The organism is Luteimonas rhizosphaerae (assembly GCF_002849595.1).
Classification (GTDB): Bacteria; Pseudomonadota; Gammaproteobacteria; order Xanthomonadales; family Xanthomonadaceae; genus Luteimonas; species Luteimonas cellulosilyticus.
Genome location: NZ_NRQR01000005.1, coordinates 65,725 through 80,377, shown reverse-complemented (window position 1 = coordinate 80,377; position 14,653 = coordinate 65,725). Strand labels below are relative to the sequence as shown.

Annotated in this window: 13 protein-coding genes; 7 read left to right on the top strand and 6 right to left on the bottom strand. The window is 70.0% G+C overall.

Annotated elements, in window-relative coordinates; all coding sequences use genetic code 11:
• The first annotated feature begins 38 nt into the window (after positions 1-38).
• The 3 genes from CJ022_RS02665 (at position 39) to CJ022_RS02655 (ending at position 3,712) form a co-directional block, all read left to right on the top strand.
• A complete protein-coding gene (locus CJ022_RS02665) occupies positions 39-836 on the top strand; it encodes a thiazole synthase (protein WP_101925153.1) in 798 nt (265 codons plus the stop codon).
• A gap of 115 nt (positions 837-951) precedes the next feature.
• Complete coding sequence (gene trmB, locus CJ022_RS02660) at positions 952-1,689, top strand: tRNA (guanosine(46)-N7)-methyltransferase TrmB (protein WP_101925152.1); 738 nt, start codon at positions 952-954, stop codon at positions 1,687-1,689.
• A gap of 172 nt (positions 1,690-1,861) precedes the next feature.
• Positions 1,862-3,712, top strand: a complete 1,851-nt coding sequence (locus CJ022_RS02655; protein WP_101925151.1) for an SLC13 family permease — start codon at positions 1,862-1,864, stop codon at positions 3,710-3,712.
• Positions 3,713-3,724: 12 nt separating this feature from the next.
• On the opposite strand, the gene CJ022_RS02650 is transcribed toward CJ022_RS02655, so the two are convergent.
• Positions 3,725-4,081, bottom strand: a complete 357-nt coding sequence (locus CJ022_RS02650) for a Rieske (2Fe-2S) protein (protein ID WP_101925150.1) — start codon at positions 4,079-4,081, stop codon at positions 3,725-3,727.
• An 80-nt stretch (positions 4,082-4,161) separates the two neighbouring features.
• Between CJ022_RS02650 and CJ022_RS02645 the strand changes: the two genes are divergently transcribed.
• The 4 genes from CJ022_RS02645 (at position 4,162) to CJ022_RS02630 (ending at position 7,287) form a co-directional block, all read left to right on the top strand.
• Positions 4,162-4,455, top strand: a complete 294-nt coding sequence (locus CJ022_RS02645; protein ID WP_101925149.1) for a hypothetical protein — start codon at positions 4,162-4,164, stop codon at positions 4,453-4,455.
• An 82-nt stretch (positions 4,456-4,537) separates the two neighbouring features.
• The gene (locus CJ022_RS02640; protein WP_101925148.1) at positions 4,538-5,263 is read left to right on the top strand and encodes a fumarylacetoacetate hydrolase family protein; all 726 of its coding nucleotides are present in this window, start codon (positions 4,538-4,540) and stop codon (positions 5,261-5,263) included.
• Positions 5,264-5,299: 36 nt separating this feature from the next.
• Positions 5,300-5,722 (top strand): large-conductance mechanosensitive channel protein MscL, encoded by a 423-nt coding sequence (gene mscL / locus CJ022_RS02635; RefSeq protein WP_101925147.1) that lies wholly within the window; start codon positions 5,300-5,302, stop codon positions 5,720-5,722.
• A 104-nt stretch (positions 5,723-5,826) separates the two neighbouring features.
• A complete protein-coding gene (locus CJ022_RS02630; protein WP_101925146.1) occupies positions 5,827-7,287 on the top strand; it encodes a M20/M25/M40 family metallo-hydrolase in 1,461 nt (486 codons plus the stop codon).
• A 78-nt stretch (positions 7,288-7,365) separates the two neighbouring features.
• Here CJ022_RS02630 and CJ022_RS02625 read toward each other — a convergent pair whose 3' ends face one another.
• From CJ022_RS02625 to CJ022_RS02605, 5 genes are all read right to left on the bottom strand, one after another.
• Positions 7,366-8,277, bottom strand: coding sequence for a TrmH family RNA methyltransferase (locus CJ022_RS02625; protein WP_101925145.1), 912 nt, complete (start codon positions 8,275-8,277; stop codon positions 7,366-7,368).
• Position 8,278: 1 nt separating this feature from the next.
• The gene (locus tag CJ022_RS02620) at positions 8,279-9,712 is read right to left on the bottom strand and encodes an alanine/glycine:cation symporter family protein (protein ID WP_101925144.1); all 1,434 of its coding nucleotides are present in this window, start codon (positions 9,710-9,712) and stop codon (positions 8,279-8,281) included.
• 86 nt (positions 9,713-9,798) lie between these two features.
• Positions 9,799-10,350, bottom strand: coding sequence for a GNAT family N-acetyltransferase (locus tag CJ022_RS02615; RefSeq protein ID WP_101925143.1), 552 nt, complete (start codon positions 10,348-10,350; stop codon positions 9,799-9,801).
• The gene (locus CJ022_RS02610) at positions 10,343-13,378 is read right to left on the bottom strand and encodes an efflux RND transporter permease subunit (protein WP_101925142.1); all 3,036 of its coding nucleotides are present in this window, start codon (positions 13,376-13,378) and stop codon (positions 10,343-10,345) included. Before CJ022_RS02610 ends, CJ022_RS02615 begins: the two co-directional genes overlap by 8 nt.
• Positions 13,375-14,496, bottom strand: coding sequence for an efflux RND transporter periplasmic adaptor subunit (locus tag CJ022_RS02605; protein ID WP_101925141.1), 1,122 nt, complete (start codon positions 14,494-14,496; stop codon positions 13,375-13,377). The genes CJ022_RS02610 and CJ022_RS02605 overlap by 4 nt, the downstream gene beginning before the upstream one ends.
• Between the last annotated feature and the right edge of the window lie 157 nt (positions 14,497-14,653).

Below are 14,653 nucleotides of genomic sequence, written 5' to 3'. Positions count from 1 at the left end.
CGACGGACGCGCCCGCGCGCATGGGGGATAATCGGCGCATGACGACTTCCCCGACCGCAGACACCGGCCTGACCATCGCCGGCACGACCTACGACTCCCGCCTGCTGACCGGCACCGGCAAGTTCAAGGACCTCGACGAGACCCGCGCCGCGACCGAGGCCGCCGGCGCCCGCATCGTCACCGTCGCGATCCGCCGGACCAACATCGGCCAGAACCCGGGCGAGCCCAACCTGCTCGACGTGCTGCCGCCGGACCGCTACACGATCCTGCCCAACACCGCCGGCTGCTACACGGCCGAGGACGCGGTGCGCACCTGCCGGCTCGCGCGTGAGCTGCTCGACGGCCACACGCTGACCAAGCTGGAGGTGCTGGGCGACAAGCGCACGCTGTTTCCCGACGTGGTGCAGACGCTGAAAGCCGCCGAACAGCTGGTCAAGGACGGCTTCGACGTCATGGTCTACACCAGCGACGATCCGATCCTGGCCAAGCGCCTCGAGGAAATCGGCTGCGCCGCGGTGATGCCGCTGGCCGCACCGATCGGCTCCGGCCTCGGCATCCAGAACAAGTACAACCTGCTCGAGATCATCGAGAACGCCAGGGTGCCGATCATCGTCGACGCCGGCGTCGGCACGGCGTCCGATGCCGCGATCGCGATGGAGCTGGGCTGCGACGGCGTGCTGATGAACACCGCGATCGCCGGCGCACGCGATCCGGTGCTGATGGCCAGCGCGATGCGCAAGGCGGTCGAGGCCGGCCGCGAGGCCTTCCTGGCCGGCCGCATTCCGCGCAAGCGCTACGCCAGCGCCTCGTCGCCGGTCGATGGTCTGATCGGGTGAGCCCGCGTGCGTCACGCGGCACGGCCGCGCGCATCGGCGGACGGACGGATGACCGGCCCGCCGTGATCCCGACCACGGCCAGGCTGACGCTGGCGCGCCACCAGCGGGACCGCGCATGACCGATCCGTTTTCCAGCGACGGCGCGAAGGCGCCGCCGAAGCCGTTCACGATGACCGAAGGCCGGCGCGAGATCCGCAGCTTCGTGCTGCGCCAGGGCCGTTTCACGCCGGCCCAGCAGCGCGCCTTCGATGCGCAGTGGCCGCGCTTCGGGCTCGACTACACCGGCACGCCGCGCGACCTCGACGCCACCTTCGGCCGACGCGCCCCGCGCATCGTCGAGATCGGATTCGGCAATGGCGACGCACTGCGCCACTCGGTGCGGATGGACGCCGCGCGCGACCACATCGGCATCGAAGTCCATGCGCCGGGCGTCGGCCGCGTGCTCAACGCGCTGGCCGACGACGGCAACGGCAATGTCCGCGTCTACCACCACGACGCGGTGGAAGTGCTGGAACACGAGATCGCCGACGGCGCGCTCGACGAGATCCGGATCTATTTCCCCGATCCCTGGCACAAGAAGCGCCACAACAAGCGCCGCCTCGTGCAACCGGCGTTCGCCGCGCTGCTGGTGCGCAAGCTCGCCGCCGACGGCCGCTTGCACCTGGCGACCGATTGGCAGGACTATGCCGAGCAGATGTGGGACGTGCTCGACGCCACCGATGGCCTGACCAACCGAGCCGGTACGCGCGGCCATGTCGCACGTCCGGCGTGGCGACCGCAGACCCATTTCGAGACGCGTGGCCAGAAGCTCGGCCATGGCGTCTGGGATCTGCTCTACGACAGGACGGCCTGAGTGACCTGCCCGGACGATGCGCGACGCCCGCGCCCGTGCGCCCGACCGTCCGGCCCGTCGTCGTCGAGCTGCGTGCAGCGCGGGCCCTGCGGATGAGTCGGGTGCGCCGCCCGCGTGAGCGCACCGTGCTGCGTATCCCGTCGCGCGCGCCGCGCACCGGATCCGCTGCCTGATGGACACCGGTCTCGCCCTCACCACCGACATGCAGATCGTGCTGGGCCTCGTCTTCCTGACGATGGTCCTGTTCCTGTTCCAGCGCGTGCGCGCCGACCTCGTGGCCCTGGTGGTGCTGGTAATGCTGGGCCTGACCGGCCTGGTCGCGCCGGAAGACGTCTTCAACGGCTTCTCGTCGAACGCGACGATCAGCGTCATCGCGACGATGATCCTGGGCGCCGGCCTCGACCGCACCGGCGCGCTGAACCGGCTCGCCGCGTGGCTGCTGCGGCGCTCGAAGGGCGCCGAGGACCGGATGCTGCTGCTGACCTCGGCGATCGCCGGCCTCAACTCCTCGGTGATGCAGAACCCCTCGGTGATGGCGCTGTACATGCCGGTCGCGGCGCGGCTGGCGTCGCGCTCGGGCATGAAGCTCGCGCAGCTGTTCCTGCCGATCGGCGTCGCGATCGTCATGGGCGGCACGCTGACGATGGTCGGCAGCTCGCCGCTGATCCTGCTCAACGACCTGTTGACCGCGGCCAACGCCAATCTGCCTTCCGGTTCGGCGACGCTGGAATCGCTGAACATGTTCGCGCCGATGCCGATCGGCCTCGCCCTGCTCGGTGCCAGCCTGGCCTATTTCCACTTCCGCGGCAGCCGCCTGCTGCGCGACGACGAGGCGGGCGCCAGCGAAACCAACGTCACGCCCGCGCGCACCCAGAGTTATTTCGCCAGCGCCTACGGCATCGAAGGCGAGGTGTTCGAGCTGGTCGTCGGCGCCGACAGCCCGCTGGTGGGCATGACCTTCGGCGAGGCGGAAGCGATCCACGACGCGCCGGTGCTGCTGGCGCTGAAGTCGGAGAACGATTCGCGACTGGCGCCGCCGGCGGACGCGCGCATCTGGGTGGGCAGCGTGCTCGGCGCGATGGGCCCGCGCCAGCAGGTCGCCGACTTCGCCCAGAACCAGTTCCTGCGCATGAGCACGCGCCTGCGCAACTTCGGCGACCTGTTCAATCCCAGCCGCGCCGGCATCGCCGAGGCCGTGGTGCCGCCGACGTCGAAGTTCATCGGCAAGACGCCGTCCGAACTCGAACTGCGCAAGAAATACGGCGTGCGCCTGCTGGCGATCAACCGCGACAAGACGGTGCTGCGCGACGACATCCGCACCACGCCGCTGCGGGCGGGCGACATGCTGGTCGTGCACAGCATCTGGCAGGACCTGGCGCGCACCGCGAAGTCGCTCGACTTCGTCATCGTCACCGACTACCCCAAGGGCGAGCAGCGGCCGCACAAGTTCAAGATCGCGATGGCGATCTTCGCGGTGACGATGATGATCGCGCTGTCGTCGCGCATCCCGACCTCGGTCGCGCTGATGGCCGGCGTCGCCGGCATGCTGGTGTTCGGCGTGCTGAAGATGGACGAGGCCTACGGCGCGATCAACTGGAAGACCGTGTTCCTGATGGCCTGCCTGATTCCGCTGGGCTGGGCGATGGATTCCAGCGGTGCGGCGGCCTGGGTCGCCGGTCACACGATCGAGCGCATGCCCGCGGGGGTACCCATCTGGCTGCTGGAATTCGCGGTCGCCCTGCTGACCGCGGCGTTCTCGCTGGTCATCAGCCATGTCGGCGCGACGATCGTCGTGGTGCCGCTGGCGATCAACCTCGCACTCGCGGTCGGCGGCAATCCGACCGCCTTCGCGCTCATCGTCGCGCTGTCGGCGTCGAACAACTTCATGACCCAGTCGAACCCGGTGATGTCGATGATCATCGGCCCGGCGGGTTACAAGGCGCGCGACCTGTGGCGGATCGGGCTGCCGATCTCGCTGCTCTACACCGCGATCGTCGTGCTGATGGTCAACCTGCTGTTCTGACCACCCGCCCGGTCACGCCGCCAGCAGCACGTGGCCGTCGCGGACCGCCAGCGGCACCGCGCGCAGCGATTCGCCCTTGCAGGGGCCGGCGACGCAGACCCCGTCGGCGAGCGAGAAACTGGCGCCATGGGCGGCGCACACCAGGTGCCCGTCCCTGGAGCGCAGGAACTGGCCCGGCGACCAGTCCAGCCGCCGCCCGGCATGCGGGCAGATGTTGAGCCAGCCGCGCACCGTATCGCCATCGCGGTAGAGCAGCAGCGATTCGACATCGCCGTCCAGATCGACTTCGACCTCGCTGAAACCGCCGTCGGGGAGCGCCTCGAGGGCTAGCAGCGGACTGGCGCCATCACGTGGATTTAACGACTGCATTACATCTCCGCAGGCCCGTCGGCCGATACTGGCGGCATCGACCGCGAGGTCATCATTGTGTCACGAGCCCTGATCCGCCCATGCCGAACCCCTATTTCCGCGATCTCCATGCCCGTTTCGATGCGTCCGGCGTCCGCGCGATGTTCGCGCCGCGCAAGCCGCGGCATCCGCTGCTGCGCGTCGCGCTCGGCCTGATCGGCGTCGCGGTGCTGGGTGTGTTGCTGGTGGTCGGTCTGTTCGTCGGCGCGGCGATGATACTGCTCGGTGTCGCCCGCCGCCTGGTGCTGCGTCCGCGTGCGACGCCGGTGCGCGATGCACGCGTCGTCGACGCGGAATACCGCGTCGTCCGCGACCGCGATCCGCTGCTGCGCTGATCCGCATCCGCGTGGCGCGGTCGTGCGCCCGCGTGTCCTCCTCACTGCAAGCCGTGCGCCGCCGGCGCCGGTGGGAGCTGCCATGACCGATCCGATCCGCGACGTCGTCGCCCCGTCTCCGATGCCGCGCGTGCCCGTCCGCGGCGGCGGCACCTTCCCGGTGCGTCGGATCTACTGCGTCGGCCGCAACTTCGCCGATCACGCGCGCGAGATGGGCGCGACCGCGCCGGCTTCGAAAGCCGATCGCGGCACGCCGGTGTTCTTCATGAAGCCGGCCGATGCGATCGTCACCGGCGACCACGTGCCGTATGCGCTGGCGACCGCCGACCTGCATCACGAAGTGGAGCTGGTCGTTGCACTCGGCCGCGATGCACCGGCCGGTCCCCTGCCCGTCGAGCAGGCCGGCGCACTGGTGTTCGGCTACGGCGTCGGCCTCGATCTGACCCGCCGCGACCTGCAGGCCGCGGCCAAGGCCAAGGGCCTGCCGTGGGACACCGCCAAGGGCTTCGATGCGTCGGCGCCGATCAGCGAACTCGTGCCCGCCGCCGACATCGGCACGCTCGCGCCGCGCACGCTGTCGCTCGAGGTCAACGGCACGGTTCGTCAGACCTCGACGCTCGACCAGCTGATCTGGGACGTGCCCGAGATCCTGCACGAACTCTCGCGTCTCTACGCCCTGCGTGCGGGCGATCTGGTGTTCATGGGCACGCCGGCCGGCGTCGCCGCACTGCAGCCCGGCGACCGCTGCGTCGCGCGACTCGACGACGTGCTCGAACTGCACTGCGACATCACTCACCCGTCGCTATAGTCCGCCGCGTCTTTCATCCAGCAGGAGGCTCCGACCATGGGCATGCTCGCAGAATTCCGCGAATTCGCGGTCCGAGGCAACGTCATCGATCTCGCCGTGGGCGTGATCATCGGCGCGTCGTTCGGCAAGATCGTCACCGCGCTGGTCGACCAGATCATCATGCCGCCGATCGGAATGCTGATCGGCAACGTCGATTTCACCGAACTCGCGATCACCTTGCGCGCGGCGACGCTCGATGCCGCCACCGGCGAGGAGATTCCCGCGGTCACGATCGGATACGGCATCTTCATCAACACCCTCATCCAGTTCACCATCGTCGCGTTCGCGATCTTCCTCGCGGTGCGCGTCATCAACCGCCTCAAGCGCAAGCAGGCCGAAGCGCCGGTCGCGCAGAAGCCGGTCGAGCCGAGCGAGGAAGTGAAGCTGCTGCGCGAGATCCGCGATTCGCTGCAGAAGTAAGTCCCGCACCGGCGTTGCAGGCCGGACCTCCTGCACATCGCATCCCACGGGGCCGCAGGCGACAATGCCGCGGCCCCGTTTCCGTTCACCGCCTGGAGAGTTGCATGCGCGTTGCCCCGTCGAAGCTCAAGCCCCTGTCCGCCGCCCTGCTGTCGGCGGCGCTGCTGGTCGCGCCCCCCGCCTTCGCGCAGTCGCCGTCGACGCGTGCGGCGCCGGCGCACATCGCGCCGCTGACGGACGCCGCGCTCGCGACCGCGCAGCGGCTGCGCGAACAGGCGCTGGCCGACACCACCGCCTACACGCTGATCGAATCGCTGACGACCGAAGTCGGGCCTCGCCTGCCCGGCAGCGAAGCCGATGCACGCGCCGTCGCCTGGGCCAAGGCGCGCTTCGAGGCGCTGGGCTACGACAAGGTCTGGACCGAGCCGGTGACGTTTCCCAAGTGGGAGCGCCGCAGCGAACACGCCGCCGTCCTCGGTGCGAATGCGCAGCCGCTGGTGATCACCGCGCTCGGCGGCAGCCCGGCCGGCGACGTCAGCGCGGCGCTCGTGCGCTTCGACAGCATCGCGGCGCTGGAAGCGGCCGACCCGGCGACGCTGGCCGGCAGGATCGCCTTCGTCGACGTGCCGATGGCGCGGTCGCGTGACGGCAGCGCCTACGGCGCCGCAGGCCCGGTCCGCAGTCGCGGCCCGTCGCTGGCCGCGCGCAAGGGCGCCAGCGGCTTCCTGATGCGCTCGATCGGCACCAGCCCGCACCGGGTTGCCAATATCGGCATCACCCGCTTCGATGCCGACGTCACGCCGATTCCCGCCGCCGCGCTGTCGCTGCCCGATGCCGACCAGCTGGCGCGCCTGCTGCGGCTCGGGCCGGTCGAGGTGCGACTGGCGCTGGACGTCGGCTGGAACGGCGACTACACCTCGCAGAACGTCATCGCCGAACTGACCGGGCGCGACGCGCCGGAGGAGATCGTGCTGATCGCCGGCCATCTCGATTCCTGGGATCTGGGCACCGGGGCCGTCGACGACGCGTCCGGCGTCGGCATTACCATGGCCGCCGGCCACCTGATCGCCCAGCAGCCGCAGCGGCCGCGCCGCACGATCCGCGTGGTCGCGTTCGCCAACGAGGAACAGGGCCTGCTCGGTGCGCGCGCCTATGCCGATGCGCACGGCGGCGCCGACGTCATCGCCCGCCACGTCATCGGCGCGGAGAGCGATTTCGGCGCCGGTCGCATCTACGGCTTCAACACCAGCGCGCCGGCCGGCATGCGCGCGACGACCGAAGCGATCGCCGAAACGCTGCGCCCGCTGAGCATCGACCTGATTCCGGACAAGGGCGGCCCCGGCCCCGACATCTCGCCGCTGGCGGCCAAGGGCGGCGCCTGGGCGTGGCTGGGCCAGGACGGCACCGGCTACTTCGACCTGCACCACAACGTCGATGACACGCTCGACAAGGTCGACCCGGACGCGGTCGCGCAGAACACGGCGGCCTACGCGGTGTTCGCCTGGCTGGCGGCCGAATCGACCGAGCATTTCGGCAGCGCGCCGAAGGCCGCTACCGCCGACTGATCCTGGCGGAGACGAACCCCGCTCGATGTCGCCGCCGTCCCGAGCGAAGCAAGGGACGGCGCAGGGTGGTGGCGTCCGTCAGAGACCGGCGCGCGTCGCCGTCCACTGCGCGAGCAGCACCGCGGTCGCCGACGCGACGTTGAGGCTCTCGACCTTGCCGCTGCCGGGAATGCCGAGGCGCAGGTCGCAGGCCTTGGCGAGGGCGGGATCCATGCCCTCGCCTTCGGACCCGATGACGAACACCAGGCGGTCGGGCAGCGCCGTGGCGAACACGCTGTCGCCGCCGCTCACGACGGTCGCCGCGAGCTGGAAACCGGCGCTGCGCAGCTGCGCCAGCGCATTGTCCTCGCGCCCCAGGCGCACGAACGGCAGCGCTTCGGCGCCGCCTTCGGCCACACGCGCCGCCGCGCCGGACAGCGCCAGCGGCGAAGTCTTGGGCAGCAGCACCGCGCCGGCGCCGAAGTGCGCAGCGGAGCGCAGGATCGCGCCGAGATTGTGCGGATTGCCCACGCCGTCGAGCCACAAGGCGCACTGCGGCCCTGCCGGCAGCGCCTGCAGCCAGGCGCCCAGCGACAGTGGCATCTCCCGCAGCACGTCGGCGACCACGCCCTCGTGATGCGAACTGGCGGCGAGCTTGCGCAGGTCCTCTTCGGCGACGACGCGATAGCCCACCCGGTTCGCCGCGCACCACTTCAGCAGGGGCTGCAGCTGCGGGATGCGCGCCTCGAGCAGATAGACCTTGCGGATCGCCTCGGGGCGCCGGGCGAACACGGCCTCGATCGCGTTGCGGCCGTACAGGCGCATCTCGCGCCGGTCCTCCGTGTCACCGGCGTCCGGCGCGTCGATACGGACATCGGGCCGCGGCGCCGAGGCGCGCGGCTCGGGCGCCGGCGTGGACGGACGCGCACGCGCGCCCCACGGGCTCTCGCGACCCGGCGCGGGCGGACGCGGCGTGTCCTGGCTGCCACCAGGCCAACGGGGTTTGGTCATCTCAGGGCTCCTTGCGCCACAGGTCGGCGTTGCGGATGCCGAGTTTGTCGGGGTCGAACACGGGATCGAGTCCCAGCTTCTGCTGCGCCTCGTAATCGCGCAGCGCCAGCAGCGCCGGCTTCTGCAGGATCAGGATCGCGACGATGTTGAGCCAGGCCATGAGGCCGACGCCGATGTCGCCCAGCGTCCACGCCATCTCGGCGGTCCGCATGCAGCCGAAGGTCACCGCCGCGAGGATGGCGATGCGCAGGGCGAAGGTCATCCACGGCCGGTGCATGCGCCGGTTGAGATAGGCGATGTTGGTTTCCGCCATGTAGTAGTAGGCGATGATCGTGGTGAACGCGAAGAAGAACAGCGCCAGGGCCACGAAGCTCGCGCCGTAACCGGGCAGCACCGACTCCACCGCCGCCTGCGCATAGCCCGGTCCGACCGCGATGCCGGGCAGCGCTTCGTAGAGCAGCTCGCCCGCCGGTGCGATGACGTTGTACATGCCGGTCGACAGGATCATGAAGGCCGTCGCCGAACACACCAGCAGCGTGTCGACATAGACCGAGAAGGCCTGCACCAGACCCTGCTTCGACGGGTGCGAGACCTCCGCCGCGGCGGCGTGGTGCGGCCCGGTGCCCTGGCCGGCCTCGTTGGAGTAGATGCCGCGCTTGACGCCCCATTCGATCGCCAGGCCCAGCACCGCACCGAGACCCGCTTCGAGCCCGAACGCACTGCGGAAGATCAGGCCGAACATCTCCGGCACCGCGGATGCGTTGAGGAACATGATGACCAGCGCGACCAGCATGTAGGCCAGCGCCATGAACGGCACGACGATCTCGGCGAAGCGCGCGATGCGCTTGACACCGCCGAAGATGATGAAGCCGAGGCCGACCACGACGATCGCCGCGGTCACCGCGGGCGCCATGCCCCAGGCGTTCTGCGCCGCCGAGGCGATGCCGTTGGCCTGCACGCCCGGCAGCAGGAACCCGGCCGCGACGATGGTGACGATCGCGAACAGCCAGGCATACCAGCGCTGGCCCATTGCTTTCTCGATGTAATAGGCCGGGCCGCCGCGGTAACGGCCGTTGTCGTCCTTTTCCTTGTAGATTTGCGCGAGCGTCGATTCGATGTACGAGGTGGACGCGCCGAGGAAGGCCATCACCCACATCCAGAACACCGCGCCCGGACCGCCGAATGCGATCGCCGTCGCGACGCCGGCGATGTTGCCGATGCCCACGCGTCCCGACAGCGACATCGCCAGCGCCTGGAACGAGGACACGCCGGCGTCCGATTTGTCGCCGGCCAGCATCAGCCGCAGCATCTCGCCGACCTGGCGGACCTGCACGAAACGCGTGCGCACGGTGAAGTACAGGCCGGCGCCCAGGCACAGCCAGATCAGCGGCGGACTCCAGATGAGGCCATTGAGTGAGTTGACGATCTGTTCCACGCGGCGCTCCCCGGATTGAAGACGGCCCGCGCGACGGCGGGGCGTCCCGATTCTCCATCAATCGCGCGCAAACGCGAAACGCCGACTCAGTCGATCGTGGCCCGCGTGCGGGCGAACAGACGCAGATCGTGCACCTGGCCGTCCTTGACGACGGCGTGGCGCATGCAGCCCTCTTCGATGAACCCGGTCTTCTGCAGCACGCGGGCCGAGCCGGTGTTGAAGGCCAGCACCGTCGCCTGCAATCGGTGCAGCCGCAGCGCGTCGAGGACCCAGTCCGCATACAGCCGGACCGCGCGCGTCATCAGACCGCGCCCCCAGTAAACCTGTCCGAGCCAGTACCCGAGTTCGGCCGATTGCGCGCGCTCGCCGACGCCCGAACGCGCGCCGATGCCGCCGCAGGCGGCGCCGTCGATCTCGATCGCGAACAACGGATCGCCGAAATCCACGACGTGCCCGGTGAGGAACGCCTCGCCGTCCGCGCGCGTGTACGGCGTCGGGAAGCGGTGGCTCAGGCCACGGACGACGGCTGGATCGTTGGCATGCCGCAGCAGCGCGTCGAGATCGCCGGTGCGCCAGCGACGCAGCACGAAGCCGTCGCCGTCCAGGCGCACCGCATCCCAGCGCGCGGCGTCAGGCATGGCCGCTGACCGCCGGCGTCTCGGATTCGAGGCGTTCCAGCTCGTGCGCCAGCGCTTCCGGCGAACGCGTGAACGGCGCCAGCAGCGCGTAGAACGCCGGCACGACGAACAGCGACAGCAGGGTCGAGAAGCCGACGCCGAAGATGATGACGACACCGATCGTCGCGCGGCTCGCCGAGCCCGGCCCACCGGCCACCACCAGCGGCACCGCACCGACCATCGTCGCCGCCGCGGTCATCAGGATCGGGCGCAGGCGCACCGCCGCGGCTTCGGTGATCGCGTCACGGACGCTGCGGCCGTCGTCGCGCAACTGGTTGGCGAACTCGACGATCAGGATGCCGTTCTTCGCCGCGAGACCGATCAGCATGACGATGCCGATCTGGCTGAAGAGATTCAGCGTGCCGCCCGTCGCCCACAATCCGATCAGCGCGCCGAGCACCGCCAGCGGCACCGTCAACATGATCGACAGCGGATGCACGAAGCTCTCGAACTGCGCGGCCAGCACCAGGTAGACGATGAGCAGCGCCATCGCGAAGGTCAGCAGCACCGCGCCGCCAGCCTCCTGGAATTCGCGGCTCTCGCCCTTCCAGTCGACCTGCGCGTAATCGGGCAGCTCCTCGGACGCGACCTGGCGGGTCCACTCGATCGCCTCGCCCATCGTGTAGCCAGGCGCGAGACCGGCGCTGATGGTGATCGCGCGCAGGCGGTTGAAGCGGTTGAAGCTGCCGGGCTCGGCCACCTCGCTGAGCGTGACCAGGTTCGACAGTGGCACCAGCGCGCCATCGCGGCCGCGCACGAACGTGTCCGTCAGATCGGACGGCGTCATGCGCCGTTCGCGGTCGGCCTGCAGCAGCACGTCGTACTCCTCGCCGTTGTCGACGAAGGTCGTGACCTGGCGCGAGCCCATCATGGTTTCGAGCGTGCGGCCGATTTCCTGCACCGAGACGCCGAGATCGGCGGCGCGCGGGCGGTCGATGTCGACGCGCATCTGCGGACGGGTTTCCTTGTAGTCCGAGTCCGGATCCTGGATGCCCGGGTTGTCGCGCATGCGCGCCAGCATGCGGTCGCGCCAGATGGCGATCTCCGCGTAGTCGGGTCCGCCGAGCACCAGCTGGTAGCGCTGGCCGCGGCTGCTGATCAGACCGCCGGGCACGTTGGCGCGCACCTGCACGCCGGTCAGCTCCGCGAACTTCGCGCGCAGGTCCTCGACGATCTCCGTCGTCGCCACCTCGCGGTCGCGCCAGTCCTGCAGGAACACGATGACCTGGCCGTTGTGCATCTCCTCGCTACCGCCCCAGCCGCGCGGCACGCGCGAGTTGGCGCGCTCGATCGGTCGATCGTCGCCGACGAGCGGCGCGAAGATCGCCTCGACCTGCTGCATCTGGTCGACGGTGTAGTCGAAGCCGGCGCCTTCGGGGCCATCGACCGAGACGAAGAAGCGGCCGCGGTCCTCGGCCGGCGACAGTTCGCTGGGCACGCGCCAGAACAGCAGCAGCGCCACGACGACGCAGGCGCCCATCGCCAGCGCCATGGCCAGGATCAACCGGCTGCTGCGCATGCCCACCAGGGCCGACACGCGACCGCCGTAGCTGCTGCTCAGCCGGTCCAGCTGCCGGGTCATCCACTTGTTGAACCCGCGCGGTTTTTCGTGGCGCCGCACCAGCTTGGAACACATCATCGGCGTCAGCGTCAGCGCGATGAAGGCCGACAGCGCGACCGCACCGGCCAGCGTCACCGACAGTTCGCGGAACAGCCGTCCCGAATTGCCTTCCATGAAACCGACCGGCAGGAACACCGCGACCAGCACCGCGGTCGTCGCGATGACCGCGAAGGCGACCTGCGCGGTGCCGCGCCGCGCGGCGACCAGGGGCGGCTCGCCGAGATCGGCACGCCGCTGCACGTTCTCCAGCACGATGATCGCGTCGTCGACGACCAGGCCGATGCACAGCACCAGCGCCAACAGGGTCAGCAGATTGACGGAGAAGCCGAACATGTACAGCGCGGTGAACGCGGCGATCAGACAGACCGGCGCGGTGACGGCGGGAATGATCGCGGCGCGCAGGCTGCCGAGGAACAGCCAGTCGGTGCCGTCGGGCAGTGTCTCCTGGATGCGCTCGGCTTCCTCGCGCGCCGCGCGTGCGACGTCGAGCGCGTTCGCGGTCGAGGTGCGGACGATGCCGAGACCGACGTTCGGCACCGAGTTGCTGCGCGTGTAGGAGCGGCGCTCGGCGGAACCCAGCTCGATCCGGGCCACGTCGCCCATGCGCACCACGTATCCGTCGTCGCCGCGGCGGATCGGGATCTGCGCGAACTGCGAGGGCTCCCGGTAACCGCGCTCCACGCGCAGGGTGAAGTCGCGGGTCTCCGATTCGATGTTGCCGGCCGGCAGCTCGACGTTCTCGTTGCGCAACGCCGCCTCGACATCGGCCGCGGCGACATCGCGCGCCGTCATCGCGTCGCGGTCGAGCCAGATCCGCATCGCATAGCGCTGGCTGCCGCTGAGCTGCACCCGCGCGACGCCGTCGAGCGACGACAGCCGGTCGAGCACGTAGCGGTCGGTGTAGTCGGTCAGCTCGAGCGTGTTCATCGTGCTCGAGCGCAGGTTGAGCCACATGATCGCGTCGGCGTCGGCCTCGACCTTGGAGATCTCCGGTGCGTCGGCCTCGATCGGCAGGCGGTCCATCACCCGGCTGATCGCATCGCGCACGTCGTTGGCCGCGGCCTCGATGTCGCGCGTGAGGTTGAACTCGATGGTCACGTCGGCGCGGCCGTTGCGGCTGCGCGATTCGATCGTGCGGATGCCCTCGATGCCGGCGAGCGCGTCTTCGAGGATCTGGGTGATGCGGGTTTCCACGACCGCCGCCGAGGCGCCGGCATAGGCGACGTCGACCGAGACGATCGGCGGGTCGATGTTGGGCAGCTCGCGCAGGGTCAGCCGGCTGAAGGACATGATGCCGAGCACCACCAGCAGCAGGCTGATGACGACCGCAAACACCGGCCGCTTGATGGCGACATCGGACATCTTCATGGGGCGTCACCCTCGACCGCGGCCGGATCTTCGGCCGTCTGCGACTTGGCTTCCTGCACGCTGCCCTCGACGATCTTCATGCCGGGGCGCAGCTTGCCGGTGCCGTCGATGACGATGCGGGTGCCCGGCTCGATGCCCTCGACGATCTCGGCCAGGCCCTGGCCGCGGACGCCGAGCGTGACCGGCGCCTGCTCGACGGTCTCGTCCTCGAGCACGCGGTAGACGAAGGTGTCGCGACCGACCTGGATCACCGCGATCTCCGGCACCATCAGCGCCTGGCGCTGGCGCTGCTCGAGACGCACCTGGATCAGCATGCCGGGGCGCAGGCGGGCGTCCGGATTCTCGAACGCGGCGCGCACCGCGACCGCGCGCGTATCGGGATCGACGCGCGAGTCGACGATCTGCACGACGCCTTCGACGTCCTCGCCCGGATAGGCCGCGCTGCTGCCGAACACCCGCTGGCCCGCGGCGATCGCCGCCAGGCGCACTTCCGGCACCGGAAAGTCGACGTAGACGGTCGAGAGGTCGTCGAGCGTGGCGATGGCCGTGCCCGGCGTCACCAGCGCGCCCGGGCTGACCTGGCGCAGGCCGAGCACGCCGGCGAACGGCGCGCGAATGGTGCGGTCGCCGATGTCGGCGCGCATCTCGGCGACGTTGGCGCGAGCGCTGTCGCGGGTCGCGCGCAGCGTGTCGATCGACGCGCGCGCGATCAGCTGCTGGCCGACCAGTTCGTTGCCGCGCTCGTACTGCTGGTCCGCCTCGGTCAGGGCCGCTTCGGCCGCGCGCAGCGCGGCCTGCTGCTGGTTGCCCGACAGCGTGACCAGCACGTCGCCGGCCGCGACGCGATCGCCGCTGTCGAAATGCACGCGCTCGACGGTCTCGCTGACCTTCGCGGTCACGGTCACCGACTCGCGCGCATTCACGGTGCCGAGCGCGGCGATCGAATCGTTCCACTCGCGCGTCTGGACCGTGGCCGTTGTCACCGGCACGGCGGTGCTACCGGCGCCAGGCGCAGGCGTGGGTTGCGCGGCGCCGCCGCAGCCCGCGAGCAGCAGGACACAGGACAGGACGGGGACGGCGAAACGGAGACACGATGGAACGCGGGGGAGCGAATGCATGAACGAGGAGCGCCTGGCAGGGTCGGAAAACCGCCCGATAGTACCCGTTGGCCTGTGACGCCGACCCATGCCATCAGCTGGCCGCAATCCGTCGCGCGGCGTGTCAACCGCTGGCACGCTCGCGCGTTTTGCCCCAATGTGGAGGCCCGCGCTCCGC

What these genes read in the sequence shown, in the direction of transcription:
- CJ022_RS02665 (WP_101925153.1), top strand. Translation starts at nt 39, where the DNA reads ATGACGACTTCCCCGACCGCAGACACCGGCCTGACCATCGCCGGCACG.
- trmB (WP_101925152.1), top strand. Translation starts at nt 952, where the DNA reads ATGACCGATCCGTTTTCCAGCGACGGCGCGAAGGCGCCGCCGAAGCCG.
- CJ022_RS02655 (WP_101925151.1), top strand. Translation starts at nt 1,862, where the DNA reads ATGGACACCGGTCTCGCCCTCACCACCGACATGCAGATCGTGCTGGGC.
- CJ022_RS02650 (WP_101925150.1), bottom strand. Translation starts at nt 4,081, where the DNA reads ATGCAGTCGTTAAATCCACGTGATGGCGCCAGTCCGCTGCTAGCCCTC.
- CJ022_RS02645 (WP_101925149.1), top strand. Translation starts at nt 4,162, where the DNA reads ATGCCGAACCCCTATTTCCGCGATCTCCATGCCCGTTTCGATGCGTCC.
- CJ022_RS02640 (WP_101925148.1), top strand. Translation starts at nt 4,538, where the DNA reads ATGACCGATCCGATCCGCGACGTCGTCGCCCCGTCTCCGATGCCGCGC.
- mscL (WP_101925147.1), top strand. Translation starts at nt 5,300, where the DNA reads ATGGGCATGCTCGCAGAATTCCGCGAATTCGCGGTCCGAGGCAACGTC.
- CJ022_RS02630 (WP_101925146.1), top strand. Translation starts at nt 5,827, where the DNA reads ATGCGCGTTGCCCCGTCGAAGCTCAAGCCCCTGTCCGCCGCCCTGCTG.
- CJ022_RS02625 (WP_101925145.1), bottom strand. Translation starts at nt 8,277, where the DNA reads ATGACCAAACCCCGTTGGCCTGGTGGCAGCCAGGACACGCCGCGTCCG.
- CJ022_RS02615 (WP_101925143.1), bottom strand. Translation starts at nt 10,350, where the DNA reads ATGCCTGACGCCGCGCGCTGGGATGCGGTGCGCCTGGACGGCGACGGC.
- CJ022_RS02610 (WP_101925142.1), bottom strand. Translation starts at nt 13,378, where the DNA reads ATGAAGATGTCCGATGTCGCCATCAAGCGGCCGGTGTTTGCGGTCGTC.
- CJ022_RS02605 (WP_101925141.1), bottom strand. Translation starts at nt 14,496, where the DNA reads ATGCATTCGCTCCCCCGCGTTCCATCGTGTCTCCGTTTCGCCGTCCCC.